Here is a 16,046-nt window from a genome sequence, read left to right as displayed (position 1 = left end):
GTTCACTGGACCTTTTTATTTAGCGATTGGGTAAACAGAAACTTGTTTTTTATCGCGTCCTTTACGTTCAAAGCGTACTACGCCTTCAACTTTAGCGAACAAAGTATCGTCTCCACCACGTCCAACGTTTACACCTGGGTAGATGTGTGTACCACGTTGACGGTAAAGGATTGATCCACCTGTTACAGTCTGTCCGTCAGCTGCTTTAGCTCCAAGACGTTTTGCTTGTGAATCACGTCCGTTTGATGTAGAACCTCCACCTTTTTTGTGGGCGAAAAGTTGCAAGTTGTTAAGAGTCATTTTTAACATAATGTTTTCCTCCGTGTTAGTTTTCTGTGATAACTCTGGTTTGGACGAACTCTGAAGAGTTCTCCGATAAGTTTGCCATACCTAAGAAAAATGATTCAAAGAATAACTGGGTCATTTCTCTCTGGTGTGAAGGAAGATCTTTTGGAATTTCAACCATCAGATAGCCACCTTCATCTTCGTTTAATTCTAGGATTGGTTCATAGCCTGCAAATTTCTCAATAGAATTGATAAAGTTAATGGCAAGCGTAGAAACCGATGCACACACGACATCAAAGCCGTATTCGCCACTCTCGGCGTGTCCAGTAATTTCCGCACTCCTCAGCTCGCCATCTTCGGCTCTCTCAAAGACTGCCTGTATCATGTGTTCTCCTTAAAATTAAGCGTTGATTGCGTTGATAACAACTTTTGTATATGGTTGACGGTGACCTTGTTTACGGTGGCTACCTTTTTTAGGTTTGTACTTGTAAGTAACAACTTTCTTTTGTTTTCCTTGTTTTTCAACAGTTCCAACTACAGTAGCTCCAGCAACAAGTGGAGTTCCGACAACAGTGTTTTCACCACCAACAAGAACAACTTCGTTAAAAGTAACTTCTTGACCAGCTTCAACGTTCAATTTTTCAACGTAAACTGCTTGACCAACTTCAACTTTAACTTGTTTTCCGCCAGTTTTGATAATTGCGTATGTGCTCATTATGCACCTCCTATGATTTTTATGGGTTTCCCCGAATTTTTTGTGAAGACTCGCCTAGCATCGTGGGACGAACCACTTAAACTTGAATAATCAAGCAACGATGTTCGTGCGGTTGCACAGGATCGTGCATAGTCAACTCTTCAAGTATAGCATATCTCCTATTTTCTTACAAGTAATAACACCTAAAATGAAGCTTTTTCTTTTACTTTTTTCCGCCACTTGGCAAAAAGCATGCTGAGGTAAAAAATACTCATCATAATAGGAACACCAAGAATGGTCTTTTCATGATAGAAAATAGTCAAATAGGCTGAAAAGACAACGCCAAGGACAAAACTACTAAGCAAGCTTACAAAGATAATCCCTTCACGTAAAAAAGGTGTGTGCTTGGTTCGGAAATAATCTCCAAAAGCTAGCATGGTCCGTTTGATATTCCCTGTCATAAAGGCATTATTGTAGGCAATACCCGAAACCTCACCAAAAGCAGTTGTCACCAGTCCCATACAGAAAGCCAAGGGCGGCACTAGATAGATATTATCTACAGTTTGCGGCACAAAACCAATAATGATTGATAAGATTGCCAAAGGAATCAGTGACAGAATTGGCTTTTTCACAATTCTCAATTTTTCCTTATAAATCGTTAGTAAAAAGACTCCCATCATAAAAGCTAGTAAAGTCATTACTTTGGCACTTGCATCTGACACATTGTGTTGAATGAGCCCAACTGATAGAAAGACGACATTCCCAGTTTGTCCAGCTACAAGAGTATTCCCTCGCACAATAAAAGTATAGGCGTCTACATATCCTGCACAAAAAGTCAAAAAAAGCGCTAGCCTCTTAGACTGACGTGATATTTTTCTTATAGGTAATAACCTCATTTTCCCTCCCATTTCATTTACTCATCTCATTATTGTACCACTTTCTTTGGAAAAGACCTAGTAGCTTATTTGAAATTTTTTCCCCTCTGTTGGATAGTCCCGTCTATCTATGTTATAATGAAAGAAGGATTTGAAATCGGAAAAGGAGTAACTATGCTTAAATTAGGTGTCATCGGAACAGGGGCTATCAGCCACCACTTCATAGAAGCAGCCCATACCAGTGGAGAATACAAGCTGGTCGCAGTCTATTCTAGAAAACTAGAAACTGCGGCAACCTTTGCTTCTCGCTATCAGGATATCCAACTCTTTGATCAAGTAGAGGACTTCTTCAAGAGCTCCTTTGATTTGGTCTATATTGCTAGCCCAAACTCCTTGCATTTTGCTCAGGCAAAAGCTGCATTGTCTACAGGTAAACATGTCATTCTTGAAAAGCCAGCTGTCACTCAGCCACAAGAATGGCTAGATTTGAGACATACAGCTGAGAAAAATCACTGTTTTATATTCGAAGCAGCTCGCAATTACCATGAAAAAGCTTTTATAACTATCAAAAACTTTTTAGCAGACAAACAAATTTTGGGAGCAGATTTCAACTATGCCAAGTATTCTTCCAAAATGCCTAACTTGTTGGATGGACAGATACCAAATGTCTTTTCAGACCGTTTTGCTGGTGGAGCGCTTATGGATTTGGGGATTTATCCTCTCTACACTGCCGTTCATCTCTTTGGAAAAGCTAAGGATGCGACCTATCAGGCTCAACAGCTTAACAATAGCATTGACTTAAATGGAGATGGAATCCTCTTCTACCCTGACTTTCAAGTTCATATCAAGTCTGGGAAAAACATCACTTCCAATCTCCCTTGCGAAATTTATACGACAGATGGAACCCTGACGCTCAACACCATCGAACATGTCAGCTCGGCTATTTTTACCGACCATCAAGGCAATCAAGTCCAACTCCCTATCCAACAGGCTCCTCATACGATGACTGAGGAAGTCGCTGCATTTGCACACATGATCCAGCAACCAGATCTGAATCTCTACCAAACTTGGCTGGAAGATGCAAGTTCAGTTCATGAGCTACTATATACTATGCGCCAGACTGCTGGCATTAGATTTGAGGCAGAAAAATGAAAACCAAACTACCGACTGAATGGCAAGAACTGAGTGATCAACTCGGTTTCCAAGAATTCACCCCCATTCAAACTCAACTATTTGAACCCCTTCTTGCTGGAGAAAACCTCCTAGGAGTGAGCCCAACAGGAACTGGTAAGACCCTCGCTTACCTCCTACCAAGCCTTCTCAGACTACAAAAGAAAAAAGCGCAGCAACTATTGATTCTAGCACCAAATACGGAGCTTGCTGGACAGATTTTTGACGTATGTAAAACGTGGGCAGAAGCTATTGGCTTGACAGCCCAGCTCTTCCTATCAGGTTCAAGTCAGAAACGCCAGATTGAACGACTCAAAAAAGGACCAGAAATTCTGATTGGAACTCCTGGCCGTATCTTTGAGTTGATTAAATTGAAAAAAATCAAGATGATGAATGTAGAAACCATCATCCTGGATGAATTCGACCAATTGCTCGATGATTCTCAGATTCACTTTGTCGAGAAAATCACCCACTACGCACCTCGTGACCACCAACTCATCTACATGAGTGCGACAACCAAGTTTGACCAAGAAAAGATTGCATCTAATACGCGAACCATTGATCTCTCTGACCAAAAACTGGACAATATCCAGCACTTCTACATGCAGGTAGACCAACGTCACCGCGTTGATATGCTACGAAAATTGGCTCATGTTGAGGATTTCCGCGGGCTAGTCTTCTTTAACAGCCTATCAGACCTTGGGAGTGCCGAGGAAAAACTACAGTATCGTGATATATTGGCTGTTTCCCTCGCTAGCGATGTCAATGTTAAATTTAGAAAAGTCATCTTAGAAAAGTTTAAAGATAAGCAGCTAACCCTGCTTCTTGCAACTGACCTTTTGGCTCGTGGAATTGATATCGATAGCCTAGAATGCGTCGTAAACTTTGATGTTCCTAGAGATATTGAAACCTACACTCACCGTGCTGGCCGTACTGGTCGTATGGGTAAAGAAGGCTATGTTATCACCCTCGTCACTCATCCAGAAGAAATCAAAAAACTTAAGAAGTTTGCAAGTGTCCGTGAAATTGTTCTAAAAAATCAAGAACTCTATATCAGATAAAGCCCCCTTTGCTCTATGCACATCCGGTGTATGGAGCTTTTTTGTGTACAATTCTTCAATTTTATAATCAATGAAAATCAAAGAGCAAACTAGGAAGCTAGCCGCAGGCTGTACTTGAGTACGGCAAAGGTGACGCTGACGTGGATTGAATTTGATTTTCGAAGAGTATTAGTTCAATATCTGAAAAAAAGAACCTCGCAAAGCAAGATTCTTTTAGTGTCTGACTTAAATAATTGTTCTTCTGGGAACTAAATCGAATTAAGCTTCGATTTCTGTAACCATACCTGAACCAACAGTACGTCCACCCTCACGGATAGAGAATGTAGTACCTTGTTCTACGGCGATTGGGTGGATCAACTCAACGTCGATTGTCACGTTATCACCAGGCATTACCATTTCAGTACCTGCTGGAAGTTCGATTGAACCTGTAACGTCAGTAGTACGGAAGTAGAATTGTGGACGGTAGTTGTTGAAGAATGGAGTGTGACGTCCACCTTCTTCTTTAGTAAGGATGTAAACTTCACCTTTGAATTTAGTGTGTGGGTTGATTGAACCTGGTTTAGCAATAACTTGTCCACGTTCGATTTCATCACGTTGAACACCACGAAGAAGGACACCTACGTTATCTCCGGCAAGACCTTCGTCAAGTTGTTTACGGAACATTTCAACACCAGTAACAACTGCTTTTTGAGTTTCTTCTTTGATACCAACGATTTCGATTTCGTCGTTGACTTTAACGATACCACGGTCGATACGTCCTGAAGCAACTGTACCACGACCAGTGATTGAGAATACGTCTTCGACTGGAAGAAGCAATGGTTTGTCAGTGTCACGTTCTGGTTCTGGGATGTACTCATCAACTGTGTTCATCAATTCCATAACGATGTCTTCGTATTTAGTGTCACCTTCAAGAGCTTTAAGAGCTGAACCTTGGATAACTGGAAGATCGTCACCTGGGAAGTCGTATTCTGACAATAGGTCACGGATTTCCATTTCAACCAATTCAAGCAATTCTTCGTCGTCAACCAAGTCAACTTTGTTCATGAAGACGATAAGGTGTTTAACACCAACCTGACGTGAAAGAAGGATGTGCTCACGAGTTTGTGGCATTGGTCCGTCAGTTGAAGCTACTACAAGGATAGCTCCGTCCATTTGAGCGGCACCAGTGATCATGTTTTTAACATAGTCCGCGTGTCCTGGAGCGTCGATGTGAGCGTAGTGACGTTTTTCAGTTTCGTACTCAACGTGCGCAGTGTTGATTGTGATACCGCGTTCGCGTTCTTCTGGAGCAGCATCGATAGACGCATAGTCTTTAGGTTGGTTAACTGATGAAGGCAAGCGACGTGCCAAAACAGTTGTGATAGCTGCAGTTAGGGTAGTTTTACCGTGGTCAACGTGTCCGATAGTACCAATGTTAACGTGTGGTTTACTACGATCGTATTTTTCTTTTGCCATTTGAGTAAAAGCCTCCAATAAAATATATTTTATAGATAGACAGTAGGCAATACAGTCTAACTTTCCTTACTATTTTATCAAATTTCAGCTAAATTGCAAGTGTTTTACAAAGTTTTTGTGAATTATTCTTAATCTACTAATCTAAACGGCACTTCCACTCCTATCACTTGCCTAAATAAAAAGAAAAATCAGGAATTTCCTGACTTTTACTTGGCTAATTCTCTTTCTCGTTCTTTCATTATTTTGTGATTTTCATACAAGCGAGATAAGAACTTAGAAATTTCTTTCAAGATAGAATAGGTTGGTACAGCGACAATCATACCAATGACACCATAGATATTACTTGATAACAAAAGTAATACTAAAATCGTAATTGGATGAACTTTCATCACGCCACCAACGATTCGAGGGTAAAGGATATTTCCATCCACTTGTTGAATGATTAGCATGTAAACAACTGCAATTAGCATTCTATGAGGATCCGTAAAGACATTGGCGATAATCATCGGAATCAAGCCGATACTTGGTCCCACATAAGGAATGAGATTGGCTAATCCTGAAAAGATGGCAAAGACCAAAGCATATTTCAGACCAATCACGCTATATCCGATAAAGGCCAAACAACCGATAATAATCGCATCAATTGCGACTCCACTAATATAACGAGCAATTGTCGCATTCAAATTTTTTAAGAGTCCTGTAATATGCAACTTATCTCTCTTTAAAACAGTACGTTCAAGCATCGGTAAAAATTTGTGACCATCTAACAAAAAATAAACCAAGAACACAGGGGTCATGATAATAATCAAAACGGTACTAAAGAGAGCTGATATAACACTTCCGACACTATTGGTAACACTATTTAGGATATTTTGTAAAATATCTACATAGGATAGGTTTAACTGTTGAATAGTCGCTTGAATATCCAAATTTTGAAAGGCTGGATAAGTGGATAAATCGATAATCAAATCTTGCAAACGACTGTAAATTGTCTGACTTGTTGCAATCAAACTAGTCAACTGATTAATCAAAATTGGTAAGAGATAGACTACCCCAATGACAAGCCCCCAGACCAAGGCACACAAGGTTAGTAAAATACCAATAATACGATTAATTTTGAAGTACTTTTGTAGAAAGCTAACAATAGGATTGGTCAAATAATATAAAAAACCACCTAGAAGGAAAGGAATCATGATGGTGTTTGCGACGCTCACAAAAGGTGTAATAATCGCTCCCATCTCTCTCCATAAGTAAAAGATGATGGTTAATAGTAAAATCTCACTGGTCCAAAAAAATAATTTATTCTTACGAAACATGAGGTACCTCCATTCATCTATTTTACCATACTTTCAAAAAAGCTTCTTTCTTATATCATGAAACTGGGAATATTTTTTTCTTTATGTTAGAATAAACTTACTATGAAAAAAATAATTTTAACTCTATTAAGCCTATCCGTAATTGGCTCAGCATCTACTGTTGCTGCTCAAGATTTTAATATTGCTGCTAAACATGCAATTGCTGTTGAGGCCAATACTGGTAAAATTCTCTACGAGAAAGATGCAACTCAACCTGTCGAAATTGCTTCCATCACAAAATTGATTACGGTTTATCTTGTCTATGAAGCCTTGGAAAATGGAAGTATTACACTATCTACCCCCGTAGATATTTCTGACTATCCTTATAAGTTAACGACAAATTCTGAAGCAAGTAATGTTCCTATGGAGGCTCGTAATTATACCGTCGAACAACTACTTGAAGCAACCCTAGTATCTAGTGCTAACAGTGCTGCTATTGCCTTAGCGGAGAAAATTGCTGGTTCAGAAAAAGATTTCGTCGATATGATGCGTGCAAAACTCTTGGAATGGGGAATTCAGGATGCCACTGTTGTCAATACAACTGGTCTGAACAATGAGACTCTAGGGGATAACATTTACCCGGGCTCAAAAAAAGATGATGAAAATAAGCTCAGTGCTTATGATGTTGCTATCGTTGCTCGTAACCTCATCAAAAAATACCCACAAGTCTTGGAAATCACCAAAAAACCATCTTCTACTTTTGCTGGAATGACAATAACTTCGACAAACTACATGTTAGAAGGCATGCCTGCTCATCGAGGTGGTTTTGACGGACTCAAGACAGGAACAACAGACAAAGCTGGTGAATCTTTTGTTGGTACTACTGTTGAAAAAGGCATGAGGGTTATCACAGTTGTTTTGAATGCAGACCATCAGGACAATAATCCTTACTCTCGTTTTACAGCTACATCTTCCCTAATGGATTATATTTCTTCTACATTCACACTTCGCAAAATCGTTCAAAAAGGCGATGCCTACCAAGATAGCAAAGCTCCTGTACAAGATGGAAAAGAAGATACAATCACTGCCGTTGCCAAAGATGATATCTCTTTAATTGAACGTGTTGGAAGTCAATCTTCCCAATCTGTTCAATTCACACCTGATTCTAAAGCAATCCCAGCACCACTTGAAGCTGGAACAGTGGTTGGCCATTTAACTTATGAAGACAAGGACTTGATCGGTCAAGGTTACATTACCACAGAACGACCTAGTTTCGAAATGGTGGCAGAAAAGAAAGTTGAAAAAGCTTTCTTCTTAAAAGTATGGTGGAATCAATTTATCCGATTTATCAACGAAAAATTATAAAAAAATCGCGATTTAAACCGCGATTTTTTTGTTATAAGTTCTTCTTCAAAGTCCTTGATTTTGGGTAAATTTAAAATCAAATTCTACCCAACTGAACCTTCCATCTCATAGCTAATCAAGCGGTTCAGCTCAACGGCGTATTCCATTGGAAGTTCTTTTGTAAATGGCTCTACAAATCCCATAACAATCATCTCAGTTGCCTCAGATTCTGATAATCCACGGCTCATGAGGTAATAGAGTTGTTCTTCTGAAATTTTAGAAACCTTAGCTTCGTGTTCCAAAGCAACTTGCGAGTTATGGATTTCATTAAATGGAATGGTATCTGATGCTGACAGGTCATCCATGATAATGGTGTCACACTCAATGTGAGAGACAGATTTCTTAGAGTTCTTGTTAAAGGTTACTTGTCCACGGTAGTCCACCTTTCCTCCGCCTTTAGCGATGGATTTAGACACGATAGACGAACTTGTATGTGGAGCATTGTGGATCATCTTAGCACCAGTGTCTTGGTGTTGCCCTGCATTAGCAAAGGCGATCGAAAGCATGGTTCCACGCGCCCCTTCTCCATCGAGGTAAACAGATGGATATTTCATGGTTGTTTTGGCACCCAAGTTTCCATCTATCCACTCAACAGTGGCATCCTTTTGAGCCTTAGCACGCTTTGTTACCAAGTTATAAACGTTGTCAGACCAGTTTTGGATGGTTGTATAACGCATATAAGCTCTGTCCAAGGCAAAGATTTCTACAATGGCCGCGTGCAAGCTGTTGCTTGAATATGTTGGTGCTGTACATCCTTCTACGTAGTGTACGCTTGCTCCCTCATCAACGATAATCAAGGTACGTTCAAACTGACCTGTATTTTCGTTGTTGATACGGAAGTAAGTTTGAAGTGGAATATCTACCTTGACACCTTTTGGTACGTAGATAAAGGTTCCACCCGACCATACTGCTGAGTTAAGGGCAGCCAACTTGTTATCAGTCGGCGGTACCAACTTCGCAAAGTATTGTTTAAACAAGTCTGGGTATTCCTTGAGGGCAGAATCTGTATCTGTAAAGATAATCCCCAATTTTTGGAACTCTTCCTTCATGTTGTGGTAAACCACTTCTGACTCGTACTGGGCAGAGGCACCTGCTAAATAAGCACGCTCAGCTTCCGGAATCCCGATACGTTCAAAGGTTTCTTTGATTTTTTCAGGAACTTCATCCCAAGAACGAGCTGGCTTATCAGATGGTTTTTGGTAGTAGATCAAGTCATCAAAGTCAATCTCTGACAAGTCTGCTCCCCAAGTTTGCATGGGCATTTTTTTGAAGGTTTCATAAGACTTCAAACGGAATTCTAACATCCACTCAGGTTCTCCCTTGGCAGCTGATAGTTCACGAATGACATCTTCATTCAATCCTTTTCCTGTCGATAGAACAGGCTCTACATCGTCATGGAAACCAAATTTATATTCACCAAGGTCAATTGGTTTTGGTTCTACTCTTTCTTCAGCCATAATATCCTTTCTTTCATTCTTCATTTCTACTGATTCATAAGACAAAAGAAACTTGCCTTACTTGTTTTCTTGATTTTCAATTGTTTTCTTCAGGGCGTTCCAAGCTAGGGTCGCACACTTGATTCGTTGAGGGAATTTGGCAACACCTGACAAGAAAGCTGCATCGCCTAGTTGATCTTGACGCTCATCTTTTTGCCCTTGAACCATTTCAGAAAAAATAGTTGCAAGTTCTAAAATTTCTTGTTTGGTTTTGCCTAAAACGGCATCTGTCATCATGCTTGCAGAGGCGGTCGAGATGGTACAGCCTGAATTTAGAAAAGCAATATCCTCCAAGCGGTCTTCTGCATCAAACTTGACAGAGAGATTGATAACATCTCCACAGGTCGGATTGTTGAGACTGATTTGCTCAGCGTCTTCTAACTTCCCTTGGTGATGTGGATTTTTCGAATGGTCCGCTACCACTGCCATATAAAGGCTATCTAGTTTAGAAAGTGCCATTGAAAAACTCCTTTGTCTTTTGTAGGGCATCGACTAGGTTGTCACAATCTGCCTTGGTATTGTAGATATAAAAACTTGCACGAGCTGTTGCTGGAACTTCCAAATATTGGAGCAAAGGTTGGGCGCAATGGTGACCTGCACGAACTGCTACTCCTTCATAATCCAGTGCTGTAGCAAGGTCATGCGGATGAAGGTCGCCTAGGTTAAAGGCAATTACACCTGAACGTTGAGCCAAGTCCTGCGAACCATAAATAGTCAATCCTTCAATCGCCTGCAGTTTTGGATAGACGTATGCGATCAATTCTTGTTCATGGGCTTCAATTGCATCCATACCGATGTTTTCTAGATAATCCACTGCTGCTGCAAGTCCAATAGCACCTGCCATATTAGGAGTTCCAGCCTCAAATTTCCAAGGCAACTCCTTCCAGCTAGCAGACTGCTCATAGACGAAATCAATCATCTCACCGCCAAATTCAAGAGGTGACATTTGTTCCAGATATTTTTCTTTGCCATAAAGAACACCGATACCAGTCGGACCAGCCATCTTGTGACCTGAAAAGGCAAAGAAGTCCACATCCAAGTCCCGGACATCGATCTTCATATGAGGAGTAGATTGAGCACCATCCACCACCATGATGGCTCCAACTTGATGGGCCAATTGAGTGATTTCTTTGATTGGATTGACCACACCAAGAACATTTGAGGCGTGAGCAAGGGAGACAAACTTAACTTTATCAGTCAATTTAGCTCGCAAATCATCCATATCCAGAGCTCCATTCTTGAGATAGATATAGACAAGCTCTGCCCCAGTCTTACGGCAGGCTTCCTGCCATGGAATGATATTGGAATGGTGTTCCATGACGGAAATCAAGACCTGGTCTCCCTCAGTCAAGACTTCCTCAGCGAAACGTGCAACCCAGTTGAGACTGGTCGTAGTTCCTCTAGTAAAGAGAACTTCCTTTGTAGAGCCTGCATTGATAAACTTACGAATGGTTTCACGAGCCGCCTCATAAGAAGCTGTCGCCCTTTCTGCCAAGGTATGAACGCCACGATGAACATTGGCATTGTCGTTCTCATAGTAGCGGTTAATCGTCTCCAGAACTGCTAGTGGTTTTTGTGTCGTCGCAGCATTGTCCAAATAAACCAATGGTTCATCATTAACAATCTGGTCTAAAATTGGAAAATCCTTGCGAATCGCTTCTACATCTAACATAGGCTACCCCTTAGCGTTTTGACAATTTTTCTTCGATAGTTGCAATCATTTCATCACGAACTTCCTTGACTGGAATCTCAACGATAACAGATCCAAGGAAACCACGAACAACCAAGCGTTCTGCAGTTGCCTTATCCAAGCCACGGCTCATGAGGTAATACATATCTTCTGGATCTACCTGACCGATAGAAGCTGCGTGACCTGCAGTAACATCATTTTCGTCAATCAAAAGAATTGGATTGGCATCTGAACGCGCTTGGTCTGAAAGCATAAGAACACGGCTCTCTTGTTGCGCATCTGCTCCCTTGGCACCCTTGATAATATGGCCAATACCATTGAAGGTCAAGGTTGCTCTTTCAAGAATAACCCCATGTTGAAGGATATTTCCGATTGAGTTGCAACCATAGTTGGTTACACGAGTATCAATTCCTTGCACTTGACGGCCACTTGAAAGAGCTACAACCTTGAGATCTGCATGGCTACCGTTACCAATCAAGTCACTATCAAAGTCCGCAACGACGTTCCCTTCGTTCATGACACCGATTGCCCAGTCAATGCTTGCATCGTTGCCTAATTTACCACGACGGCTAATGTAGGCAGTGACGTTTTCACCTAGACGGTCGATTGCAGCAAACTTCACTTGAGCACCAGAACGTGCAATCACTTCTACTGTGATATTGGCAGTTGCTTTCGCACTACCCTCACCACGAGATTCCAAACGTTCCAAATAGCTAATCTTACTGTTCTTACCAGCGATAATCATAATATGCTTGTTAAACGGCACATCGCTATCGCTGTCTTGGTAGAAAATTCCTTCGATTGGTTCTTTAATCTCAACATTATCAGGAATATAGAGAACAGCACCACTGTTGAAATAAGCTGTGTGGTAGGCTGCCAACTTGTCATCGTCATACTTAACAGATGACATGAAGAATTCTTCGATCAGCTCTGGAATTTCTTCTAAAGCTGAATGGAAATCTGTAAAGACAACACCCTGTTCAGCCAACTCAACTGGAGTTTGCTCAAAAACAGTTTGAGTTCCTACTTGAACCAATTTCAAGTGATTATCTAGAGCTGTGAAATCTGGAACATTTACTGATGGCTCACTTTCTGTAATCGTTCCATCACCCAGATTCCAACGGTGGAATTTGACACGCTCAATAACTGGTAATTCCAAAGTCTCAATCTTGTCAAAAGCTTTTTGACGGAGATCAGCCAACCAGCTTGGTTCAGCGTGCATTTCTGAAAAAAGTTTAATATTTTCTTTAGTCATTTACTTCTCCTAAAAGATACGAGGGAATTACAATTCTTCCTTGTAGTCGTAGCCAAGTTCTTCAGCTAGTTTTGCGTATCCTTCACGTTCCAAACGCGCAGCCAATTCTGGACCACCTGAAAGGACAACACGACCTTCCATCATGACGTGTACCACATCAGGTGTGATGTAGTTCAAAAGACGTTGGTAGTGAGTGATAATCATAGCACCAAAGCCTTCACCACGCATGGCATTAACACCTTTAGAAACAACTTTAAGGGCATCAATATCAAGACCAGAGTCAATCTCATCCAAAAGGGCAAAAGTTGGTTCCAACATCAAAAGCTGAAGAATTTCATTACGTTTTTTCTCACCACCAGAGAAACCTTCATTGAGGTAACGCTCTGCCATTTCTTCTTTCATGTTGAGCAATTCCATCTTCTCGTCTAATTTAGTGATAAACTCACGAACTGAAATCTTTTCATCGTCTTCTTTACCAGCATTCATGGCTGCACGAAGAAACTCAGCATTGGTAATTCCAGGAATTTCTGATGGATATTGCATAGCAAGGAAAAGTCCCATACGCGCACGTTCGTCCACTTCCAACTCAAGGATGTTTACGCCATCAAACAAAACTTCACCTTTGGTAACTTCATAGTTTGGATTTCCCATGATAGCGGCTGAAAGAGTTGATTTCCCAGTACCATTTGGTCCCATGATAGCGGCAATTTCTCCTGTTTTCAGGGTCAGGTTAACCCCTTTTAAAATTTCTTTTCCTTCAATCTCAACGTGAAGATCTTTGATCTCTAATACTGACATGATAGTTCCTTTCTTTTTTACAGCCTTTACAGTACTTACTAGAAACATACTCGTTTTCCCTAGAAATACAGTAATAGGTCAATAAATATACTTTTATAGTATAACAAAAAAAAGCCTAAAAGGCTTTGATTTTGTCTAGAAGCTGAGGACTAGTCTTTCCCTTTTAAATGCTGGTCAATGACATCTACTATTTTACCCATCAAGTAACTGACTCGAAAATTTCTGAAGAGTAAAATGGCCCAAAAGGCTGCCATAATATAGCGACCAGTCATCCAGGCTTCATTGAAAAAATAGGTCTCAGCAGCTGTAAACAGTGCTATGATAATAAATTGTTGTCTATTCATAAACTTATTGTATCATGAAATCTTTCTTTAGTCTTCCTCTACCTTCACTTTATCAGCCAAAAATTCAAATCCTTCCGGAATCAGGCTTTCTTCAGCTTCTTTTTCAGTTTGAGAAGATTTGGCTTTGGCTGAAAAGGCTGCGCGAACTTCTTTCCATTCCTCCATGGAAATAGCTAAAATCTCAGGTGAAAAACCTGCTGCCTGACTGAGGATATTGCCAAACATGGTATTGAGATTGTCCCGTTTCATGGTTTGACCAGCATTGAAGTTAGACTCAAAAGCAAGAATAGCATGGTGTTCATTGGCCGCAACCGGTTGAGAACCAACTAGCAAAGCCTTATCAGGACCACCTAGACTTTCAATTACCTCTCCCCAGGCATTCTGCAAGCGAATTAAATTTTGACGTGCTAAATCAGGGTTTTCGACGGCCTCTTGTAAGATAGATTGAACTTTATTGCGATCCACACGATAGACTGTCTTGCCCGTAGCTGGTCGACTAGGTGCTGGAGTAGTTGGCTTGGGTATAGTTCCTACATTGGCGAGTTCTTGTTTGAGACGGGCAACTTCCTGTCTTAGTGCAGCAATTTCATGTTCAACCGCCCCTGAAAGAGCTGGTTCAAGCTTGATTTCTGCCAAACGGATGGTCATCATCTCAGCGTAAATCTTTGGCTGCAAACTAGACTTAATATCTACTAAACTCACTGTCGCCAAGCGAATCATTTCAAACAGATTTTCTTGAGGAAGTGTCAAATTTTCTACAAAGACTGGACTATGATGAGTATTTTCTCCCCCTGTTTGGACAATTAACAAGTCTCTTAAATAGTGCAAAAGGTCGGTCACAAAACGAGTCATACTCTTTCCATTGTCAAAGAGAAGATTTAAACATGCTAGGGCCTTTGGAACATCCTGTTGAGACAAGGCAGCCACATAATCATCCAAGGCTGATAGACTAATGGTGCCAGTAATTTCTTCAGAGATAGCAGTCGTCAGCTCGTTTCCCTGTGTCAAACTTAGGGCTTGATCCAAAATAGACAAGGCGTCCCGCATTCCACCTTCAGCTCGTCTAGCGATAATTTCCACAGCCTCTGGTTCAGAACTGATATTTTCTTTTTCTAAGATATAGCGGATATGTTCCTTAATATCCTGTGTCTTAATCGATTTAAATTCAAAACGTTGCACACGGGATAGAATCGTAGCAGGAATCTTGTGCAATTCAGTAGTAGCTAAAATAAAGACCACATTCTGTGTTGGCTCTTCCAGCGTCTTTAGGAGGGCATTAAAAGCTCCTGTAGACAGCATGTGAACCTCATCTATGATGTAAACCTTATAACGGGCAAGACTAGGAGCGTAGGTAGATTTATCACGAATTTCGCGAATTTCATCCACCCCATTATTAGAGGCCGCATCCATTTCAATGACATCTTCTAAACTACCATCCGTCACCGCTTGACAAATATAGCAGTTATTACAAGGTTCACCACCCACTTGATTTGGACAGTTCATAGCTTTGGCAAAAATCTTGGCTACACTGGTTTTTCCCGTTCCACGTGGACCAGAAAAAAGATAGGCATGACTTATTTTCTCTTGCTCTACTGCTTGTTTAAGGGTCTTAGCCACAACTTCCTGTCCAACCAACTGGGAGAAGTTTTGACTTCTATATTTTCGATAAAGTGCTTGATACATTAGGCTTTCTCCCCAAACATTGTAAAGTCCCATTCTGTCTTTTCAAGCAAAATAGCGACAAATTGTTCCAAATAATCTCGATCCATAGCATCATAATCATCAATCTCTGAAGAATCAAGATCTAGAACTCCAAGTAATTGACCATTCTTAACCATCGGAACAACAATTTCACTTTTAGCTCGACTATCACAAGAAATATAGTTGGGATAAGTCGTTACATCTCCAACAACAACGGTTTCCTGAAAATGAGCTGCCTCACCACAAACACCCTTGCCTAGCGCAATACGGATGCAGGAAACACCGCCTTGGAAAGGACCTAAAATCAATTCCTTTCCATCGAACAGATAAAAGCCTGCAAATACGGTATTAGGAAAGCGTGATTTTAGAAGAGCACTGGCGTTGGAAAGATTAGCCAAAACATTAGTTTCACCTTCCAATAAAAAAGATAGTTCTTCATTTAACATTTGATAACATGATTGTTTTTCTGATTCTAACATAGAACTATTATATCAAAAAAGGCTTACAGACAAAAGAAAAATCC

Annotated in this window: 17 protein-coding genes and 1 other annotated feature; of the genes, 3 read left to right on the top strand and 14 right to left on the bottom strand. The window is 40.7% G+C overall.

The window, feature by feature from the left end; translation table 11 throughout:
- Window positions 1-15: 15 nt before the first annotated feature.
- From rpmA to N8L39_RS00800, 4 genes are all read right to left on the bottom strand, one after another.
- On the bottom strand, window positions 16-309 hold the full coding sequence (gene rpmA, locus N8L39_RS00815; RefSeq protein WP_000916509.1) for a 50S ribosomal protein L27: 294 nt from the start codon (window positions 307-309) through the stop codon (window positions 16-18).
- Window positions 310-325: 16 nt separating this feature from the next.
- Window positions 326-670 (bottom strand): ribosomal-processing cysteine protease Prp, encoded by a 345-nt coding sequence (locus N8L39_RS00810; RefSeq protein ID WP_000613694.1) that lies wholly within the window; start codon window positions 668-670, stop codon window positions 326-328.
- A 15-nt stretch (window positions 671-685) separates the two neighbouring features.
- Entirely contained in the window at window positions 686-1,000 is a 315-nt protein-coding gene (rplU, locus tag N8L39_RS00805) for a 50S ribosomal protein L21 (protein ID WP_000109141.1), read from the bottom strand.
- Between the two features lie 36 nt (window positions 1,001-1,036).
- Window positions 1,037-1,124: a sequence feature (ribosomal protein L21 leader region), on the bottom strand.
- A 58-nt stretch (window positions 1,125-1,182) separates the two neighbouring features.
- Complete coding sequence (locus N8L39_RS00800; RefSeq protein WP_261009991.1) at window positions 1,183-1,887, bottom strand: YoaK family protein; 705 nt, start codon at window positions 1,885-1,887, stop codon at window positions 1,183-1,185.
- A gap of 141 nt (window positions 1,888-2,028) precedes the next feature.
- On the opposite strand from N8L39_RS00800, the gene N8L39_RS00795 reads away from it, so the two are divergent.
- Both N8L39_RS00795 and N8L39_RS00790 read left to right on the top strand, forming a co-directional pair.
- Window positions 2,029-3,006 carry a Gfo/Idh/MocA family protein gene (locus N8L39_RS00795; protein WP_261009992.1) on the top strand — a complete coding sequence of 326 codons (978 nt, stop codon included), beginning with the start codon at window positions 2,029-2,031 and terminating at the stop codon, window positions 3,004-3,006.
- Window positions 3,003-4,085, top strand: coding sequence for a DEAD/DEAH box helicase (locus N8L39_RS00790; RefSeq protein ID WP_261009993.1), 1,083 nt, complete (start codon window positions 3,003-3,005; stop codon window positions 4,083-4,085). Before N8L39_RS00795 ends, N8L39_RS00790 begins: the two co-directional genes overlap by 4 nt.
- A 258-nt stretch (window positions 4,086-4,343) precedes the next feature.
- Here N8L39_RS00790 and tuf read toward each other — a convergent pair whose 3' ends face one another.
- Window positions 4,344-5,540, bottom strand: coding sequence for an elongation factor Tu (tuf, locus tag N8L39_RS00785; RefSeq protein WP_001040726.1), 1,197 nt, complete (start codon window positions 5,538-5,540; stop codon window positions 4,344-4,346).
- Between the two features lie 206 nt (window positions 5,541-5,746).
- On the bottom strand, window positions 5,747-6,856 hold the full coding sequence (locus N8L39_RS00780; RefSeq protein ID WP_261009994.1) for an AI-2E family transporter: 1,110 nt from the start codon (window positions 6,854-6,856) through the stop codon (window positions 5,747-5,749).
- A gap of 102 nt (window positions 6,857-6,958) precedes the next feature.
- Between N8L39_RS00780 and pbp3 the strand changes: the two genes are divergently transcribed.
- Window positions 6,959-8,200, top strand: a complete 1,242-nt coding sequence (pbp3, locus tag N8L39_RS00775) for a D-alanyl-D-alanine carboxypeptidase PBP3 (protein WP_261009995.1) — start codon at window positions 6,959-6,961, stop codon at window positions 8,198-8,200.
- Between the two features lie 83 nt (window positions 8,201-8,283).
- Here the strand turns inward: pbp3 and sufB are convergent, their stop codons facing one another.
- The 8 genes from sufB to N8L39_RS00735 form a co-directional block, all read right to left on the bottom strand.
- The gene (gene sufB, locus N8L39_RS00770; RefSeq protein ID WP_261009996.1) at window positions 8,284-9,696 is read right to left on the bottom strand and encodes a Fe-S cluster assembly protein SufB; all 1,413 of its coding nucleotides are present in this window, start codon (window positions 9,694-9,696) and stop codon (window positions 8,284-8,286) included.
- Between the two features lie 57 nt (window positions 9,697-9,753).
- On the bottom strand, window positions 9,754-10,194 hold the full coding sequence (gene sufU, locus N8L39_RS00765) for a Fe-S cluster assembly sulfur transfer protein SufU (protein WP_125392945.1): 441 nt from the start codon (window positions 10,192-10,194) through the stop codon (window positions 9,754-9,756).
- Entirely contained in the window at window positions 10,181-11,407 is a 1,227-nt protein-coding gene (locus N8L39_RS00760) for a cysteine desulfurase (protein ID WP_261009997.1), read from the bottom strand. Before N8L39_RS00760 ends, sufU begins: the two co-directional genes overlap by 14 nt.
- Before the next feature lie 10 nt (window positions 11,408-11,417).
- Window positions 11,418-12,680 carry a Fe-S cluster assembly protein SufD gene (gene sufD / locus N8L39_RS00755; RefSeq protein WP_261009998.1) on the bottom strand — a complete coding sequence of 421 codons (1,263 nt, stop codon included), beginning with the start codon at window positions 12,678-12,680 and terminating at the stop codon, window positions 11,418-11,420.
- 27 nt (window positions 12,681-12,707) lie between these two features.
- Window positions 12,708-13,478 carry a Fe-S cluster assembly ATPase SufC gene (gene sufC / locus N8L39_RS00750; RefSeq protein WP_000114489.1) on the bottom strand — a complete coding sequence of 257 codons (771 nt, stop codon included), beginning with the start codon at window positions 13,476-13,478 and terminating at the stop codon, window positions 12,708-12,710.
- Window positions 13,479-13,627: 149 nt separating this feature from the next.
- On the bottom strand, window positions 13,628-13,822 hold the full coding sequence (locus N8L39_RS00745; protein ID WP_001081602.1) for a DUF3272 domain-containing protein: 195 nt from the start codon (window positions 13,820-13,822) through the stop codon (window positions 13,628-13,630).
- A gap of 27 nt (window positions 13,823-13,849) precedes the next feature.
- Complete coding sequence (gene dnaX / locus N8L39_RS00740) at window positions 13,850-15,505, bottom strand: DNA polymerase III subunit gamma/tau (protein WP_261009999.1); 1,656 nt, start codon at window positions 15,503-15,505, stop codon at window positions 13,850-13,852.
- Window positions 15,505-16,002 carry a GAF domain-containing protein gene (locus N8L39_RS00735; RefSeq protein WP_261010000.1) on the bottom strand — a complete coding sequence of 166 codons (498 nt, stop codon included), beginning with the start codon at window positions 16,000-16,002 and terminating at the stop codon, window positions 15,505-15,507. Before N8L39_RS00735 ends, dnaX begins: the two co-directional genes overlap by 1 nt.
- Window positions 16,003-16,046: the final 44 nt, after the last annotated feature.

The organism is Streptococcus mitis, from assembly GCF_946190285.1.
Taxonomy (GTDB): Bacteria; Bacillota; Bacilli; order Lactobacillales; family Streptococcaceae; genus Streptococcus; species Streptococcus mitis_CP.
This window is presented reverse-complemented; position numbering and strand designations above follow the sequence as displayed.

Coding starts and splice junctions, on each gene's coding strand:
- rpmA (WP_000916509.1), bottom strand. CDS start 309: ATGTTAAAAATGACTCTTAACAACTTGCAACTTTTCGCCCACAAAAAA.
- N8L39_RS00810 (WP_000613694.1), bottom strand. CDS start 670: ATGATACAGGCAGTCTTTGAGAGAGCCGAAGATGGCGAGCTGAGGAGT.
- rplU (WP_000109141.1), bottom strand. CDS start 1,000: ATGAGCACATACGCAATTATCAAAACTGGCGGAAAACAAGTTAAAGTT.
- N8L39_RS00800 (WP_261009991.1), bottom strand. CDS start 1,887: ATGGGAGGGAAAATGAGGTTATTACCTATAAGAAAAATATCACGTCAG.
- N8L39_RS00795 (WP_261009992.1), top strand. CDS start 2,029: ATGCTTAAATTAGGTGTCATCGGAACAGGGGCTATCAGCCACCACTTC.
- N8L39_RS00790 (WP_261009993.1), top strand. CDS start 3,003: ATGAAAACCAAACTACCGACTGAATGGCAAGAACTGAGTGATCAACTC.
- tuf (WP_001040726.1), bottom strand. CDS start 5,540: ATGGCAAAAGAAAAATACGATCGTAGTAAACCACACGTTAACATTGGT.
- N8L39_RS00780 (WP_261009994.1), bottom strand. CDS start 6,856: ATGTTTCGTAAGAATAAATTATTTTTTTGGACCAGTGAGATTTTACTA.
- pbp3 (WP_261009995.1), top strand. CDS start 6,959: ATGAAAAAAATAATTTTAACTCTATTAAGCCTATCCGTAATTGGCTCA.
- sufB (WP_261009996.1), bottom strand. CDS start 9,696: ATGGCTGAAGAAAGAGTAGAACCAAAACCAATTGACCTTGGTGAATAT.
- sufU (WP_125392945.1), bottom strand. CDS start 10,194: ATGGCACTTTCTAAACTAGATAGCCTTTATATGGCAGTGGTAGCGGAC.
- N8L39_RS00760 (WP_261009997.1), bottom strand. CDS start 11,407: ATGTTAGATGTAGAAGCGATTCGCAAGGATTTTCCAATTTTAGACCAG.
- sufD (WP_261009998.1), bottom strand. CDS start 12,680: ATGACTAAAGAAAATATTAAACTTTTTTCAGAAATGCACGCTGAACCA.
- sufC (WP_000114489.1), bottom strand. CDS start 13,478: ATGTCAGTATTAGAGATCAAAGATCTTCACGTTGAGATTGAAGGAAAA.
- N8L39_RS00745 (WP_001081602.1), bottom strand. CDS start 13,822: ATGAATAGACAACAATTTATTATCATAGCACTGTTTACAGCTGCTGAG.
- dnaX (WP_261009999.1), bottom strand. CDS start 15,505: ATGTATCAAGCACTTTATCGAAAATATAGAAGTCAAAACTTCTCCCAG.
- N8L39_RS00735 (WP_261010000.1), bottom strand. CDS start 16,002: ATGTTAGAATCAGAAAAACAATCATGTTATCAAATGTTAAATGAAGAA.